3 protein-coding genes are annotated in these 4,539 nt (G+C 64.8%); 1 reads left to right on the forward strand and 2 read right to left on the reverse strand.

What is annotated here, in order from left to right:
- Positions 1 to 280: 280 nt before the first annotated feature.
- Positions 281 to 1,576 (reverse strand): chloride channel protein, encoded by a 1,296-nt coding sequence (locus B8446_RS13090; RefSeq protein ID WP_048850331.1) that lies wholly within the window; start codon positions 1,574 to 1,576, stop codon positions 281 to 283.
- A complete protein-coding gene (locus B8446_RS13095) occupies positions 1,573 to 4,011 on the reverse strand; it encodes a copper-transporting P-type ATPase (RefSeq protein WP_048850333.1) in 2,439 nt (812 codons plus the stop codon). Before B8446_RS13095 ends, B8446_RS13090 begins: the two co-directional genes overlap by 4 nt.
- 359 nt (positions 4,012 to 4,370) lie before the next feature.
- Here B8446_RS13095 and B8446_RS13100 point away from each other — a divergent pair, with 359 nt between their 5' ends.
- Positions 4,371 to 4,517, forward strand: a complete 147-nt coding sequence (locus B8446_RS13100) for a hypothetical protein (RefSeq protein WP_241767787.1) — start codon at positions 4,371 to 4,373, stop codon at positions 4,515 to 4,517.
- Positions 4,518 to 4,539 lie beyond the last annotated feature (22 nt).

Below are 4,539 nucleotides of genomic sequence, written 5' to 3' on the forward strand. Positions count from 1 at the left end.
CAGGCCGCTCACAATGGGAATCCCTTTATGGGTCCGGGCCCTAGTTCGCCCGCGTCGAGACTTTACCTGCTTCGCGACGCCGCACATGTGTGTTGCGACGTCCAATAAGCAGGGGCTAGCTGAATATCTTTTGCTGGTCTCAATCAATGAGAAGGCGACGTTCATTTAAAGATACACGTGTGGATCATAGAACTCCCGGCGGCGGTTGGCACGCGCAGTAATGACGGTTCACAGGAGTACTCGCCGTTAGAGCCGGGGGCGAGGTGTACTGCTCGCCCAGTTAGCGTTTGGCGACGGCGGCCCGGTTGCGGAGGGCTTCGTAGATAGGCGCCTCCTGCATGCCGTCCGCGACTAGCATCGCGGCGAAGCTCCCGGAGAGAAGGGGCAGCAGCAGGCTGGTCGCATTGGTCATCTCCGTGACGAGAATGATTCCCGTCAGGGGCGCACGGACGGACCCAGCGAACATCGCCGCCATTCCGACAATAACGAAGGGAGCGGTATCGCCCGCCAGACGCGGTTCAAGTACATGTGCGATATCGCCGCAGCCGAGCCCGGCAAGTGCGCCGAGCGCCAGCATGGGCGCAAACAGGCCGCCCGGCGTCGCGACCGCATAGGAGAGCGCTCCCAGAGCCAGACGCAAGACGAACAGCCCCGAGATGACCGACCATGCGATGGTGCCATTGATCGCGCTTTGCGTCAGCCAGTCTCCGCCTCCCGCCAGATGCGGGGTCAGCCAGACGACGACGCCTGCCAGAGCGCCGATCAGCGCCGCGCGCGTCTCCACTCCGACCGGCAGACCTTCCGCGAACCGCAGTGTTGTAAGGACAGTCCGGTTATACAGGACGGACAGGACACCCATCGCGAGCCCGGTCAGCAGAAACAGGAGCTGGGTCGAAACGTCGATCACTGCGGGCCCTACAGAGACCATGAAATCCGGGTTCCCACCCAGCATGGCGCGGGCCACGAGAATGGCAGAGACGGAGGCTCCCAGTGCCGAGCAGACAGTGCGGGCTTCGAAGCGGCCGACGAGTTCTTCCAGAACGAAGATGGCCCCTGCCCCCGGCGCGTTGAACGCGGTCGCGAGACCCGCCCCGGCGCCCGCCGCCAGCAAGACCCGACAGTCCGACCGGCCGAGCCGGAGCACGCGGCCGATTGTGTTCGCCGCCGAAGCGCCCATCTGCACGCTCGGTCCTTCGCGCCCGAGTGCCAGCCCCCCACCAATCGCAAGCAGACCACCGACGAATTTCACAGGTATCAGACCAGCCGAAGCGGGCGTGGTCGATCCGGCCAGGACAGCCTCGACATGCGGAATACCGCTGCCAGAGGCGAGCGGGGCCAGCCGCCGCACCATCAGCGCCGCAAGGAAGGAGGCAAGGCTCAATGCCAGAATCAGGAGCAAGCCGGCCGGAAAGCCGTGCCACAGACCAAGAGCGAGCGCCGTGCGCAACCCGTCAGACCATTCGAGGAGCAGCCGGAACGATCCGCAGATCGCGCCCGCGACGAGGCCCGTCAGGATCGACAGCAGCGAAAGAACCGTCAGGCCGCAGGGAGGATCGTTTTCAGGCGTTTGTATCACGGGGTTTTTCCAAGCCGCAGCGCGTTGGTGATGACCGTAACGGAGGAGAGCGCCATGGCCGCGCCTCCGATCATGGGCGACAACAGAAGCCCGAATACCGGGTAGAGGACACCTGCCGCCACAGGGATGCCGATTCCGTTGAACAGGAACGAGAACGCCAGATTCTGCCGGATATTGTGCATCGTGTCATGCGCCAGAGTCCGGGCACGAACCAGCGCGCCGAGACTGCCATGGGCCAGCGTAATCCCTGCGCTCTCGATGGCGACGTCCGTTCCCGTACCCATGGCAATGCCGACGGACGCGGCGGCGAGCGCGGGAGCATCGTTCACGCCATCCCCCGTCATCGCCACATGCGCCCCCGCTGCCTCAAGCCTCCGGATAATGTCCGCCTTGTCCTGCGGCTTCAGTCCGGCGTGGATTTCGGCAATATTCCCAGCGACCTTCGCCACAGCCGCGGCGGTCGCCTCGTTGTCGCCGGTGAGCATGACGATGCGCAACCCGTCGGCGTGCAGGTCCGCGAGGGCCGCCTTCGTATCCGCCCGCAGGGGATCGGCCACCGCGATCAGCCCGGCCAACCTGCCATCGATGGCGACGAACATCACGCCTGCGCCGGCCTGACGCCGCGCCCCGCCCGTCGCCTCCAGCGGCGCGGTATCGGCCCCCGCCTGCTTCAGCCGTTCGGCATTGCCTATCACCACCTGACGCCCTTCCACCGTGCCGCTGACGCCCAGACCGGGCTGCGAGGCGAAATCCCCGACCGGCGCGGGTTCGCCGTGGCGCTCCTTCAGCGCCCGGACCACGGCCTGCGCCAGCGGATGCTGCGACTGCGTCTCGACCGACGCAGCCAGATGCAGCACCTCATCCTCCTGCCAGCCCTCCGCGACGTCCAGCGCGATCAGCTTCGGGTGCCCTTCAGTCAGCGTGCCGGTCTTGTCCACGACCAGCGTGTCCACCTTGTCCAGTGCCTGCAATGCGCCCGCGTCGCGCACCAGCACGCCCTCGCGCGCGCCGCGCCCGGTGCCGACCATCACCGACATTGGCGTCGCCAGCCCCAGCGCGCAGGGGCAGGCGATGATCAGCACCGAGATCGCGTTGAGCAGCGCGTGACCGAAGCGCGGCGCCGGACCGACAGCATACCAGACGATGAAGGTCACGACGGAGACGGCCAGCACCAGCGGCACGAACCAGCCCGAGACGCGGTCCGCGACGGTCTGGATCGGCGCGCGCGAGCGCTGGGCCGAAGCGACCATCTTGACGATGCGCGCCAGCATCGTGTCGCTACCCACCGCCTGCGCCTCGATCTCCAGATTGCCGGTGCCGTTGATGGTGCCGCCTGTCACCGGATCGCCGGCTTTCTTCTCGACGGGCGCGGGCTCGCCGGTGATCATGGATTCATCCACGCTCGACGCGCCGTTCATTACCGTGCCGTCAACGGGGACAGATTCTCCCGGCCGGACGCGCAGCCGGTCGCCTTTCATAATGTTCTCGACCGGGACATCCTGCTCCCTGTCGTCGGCACCGATGCGGTGCGCCTGTTTCGGCGTGAGGTCCAGCAGCGCGCGGATGGCGTTGCCGGCCGCCGCACGAGCGCGCAGTTCCAGCACCTGGCCGAGCAGCACCAGCGCCACCACGACGCCCGCCGCCTCGTAATAGACGGGCAGCATGCCGTCCGGCATCCGGAAGGTCGCGGGGAAGACATTGGGCGCGAAGGTCGCGGCAAGGCTGTAGCCGAAGGCCGCGCCGACGCCGAACATGATCAGGGTGAACATGTTGAAGTGCAGCGTACGCAGCGAGGCGAGGCCACGCTGGAAGAATGGTAGTCCCGCCCAGCAGACGATGGGCAGCGTGAGCGCGAGCTGAATCCAGGGTGAAAGAGCGGGCGGAAGGAGGCGCAGCCCGACATCACCGCCCATCGAGACGATCAGCAGGGGAACGGCGAGCGCCGCGGCCACGATCAGACGCCGCGTGAAATCCTTCAGTTCGGGGCTTTCCTCGGACTGACCCGCCGGTTCCTCCGGCTCAAGCGCCATGCCGCAGAGCGGGCAGTTTCCCGGATGGTCCCGCCGGATCTGCGGATGCATCGGGCAGGTCCAGATCGTATGTGAGCCGGCGGAAGGAAGCGCGGCCTTCATTGAAGTCGGCGACGCATGCTCCGGATCGTGGCGCGTCATAGCATGCCGCATCTGGTGATTGTTCATTCCCGGCATCGACGGCATGGCGCCGGTTTCGTCCGCCTGCTGAAGCGTCATGCCACATTTCGGGCATTTGCCAGGCTGCGTCTCCCTGACTTCCGGATGCATCGGACACGTCCAGACTGTCTCATGCGTGGAAGGATTCTGATCGTCCTGCTGATGCGTCTGTGACATGCCATGTCCCTCGATTGGTGCCGCAGGAGGCCTGACCACTGTAATCGGCCGGCAACTATCCAGTAGCATGTTTCAGCAAAAATGGCGGAATGAACGCTATCAAGAACGGATCGTCTCTATCTCTGATGTCCGCGATGCTTGCGCTAAGTCGCTTCCTGTCGCCACGTTGCTGTCCGTTCAAGATGCACGATCTCAAGTTGCGCCATCGGCACGCACCTCCGATGGTCTCGCGCGTGACATCCGCACATATGATACGGCCTACTCGAGAGCTACCGACTGGTGAACCGGGCGACGAGGACGCCGCATTAACGGTCTACCTATTCCAGCAGGGCATAATCGTTAGTCCCGGACGCTCCCTAGGACCACTCCAATCGATCGATCAAATTCCTCTCCGTCACCTAATCCTTGGCAGAGAGGAAACCAGACCAATGACCCAATTCACCGCTTATACGACCGATACCGCTCCTGAAGCGGCCCGCTCCATTTTCGAGGGTGTCAAGGGCGCTTTCGGCTTCGTACCCAACCTGCAATCCTACATGGCCGAATCACCGGAGCTGCTAGAGCGGCTCCACTGAACGCTGATTCTGTGGCGTGACA

This window comes from Tanticharoenia sakaeratensis NBRC 103193 (assembly GCF_000963885.1).
Classification (GTDB): Bacteria; Pseudomonadota; Alphaproteobacteria; order Acetobacterales; family Acetobacteraceae; genus Tanticharoenia; species Tanticharoenia sakaeratensis.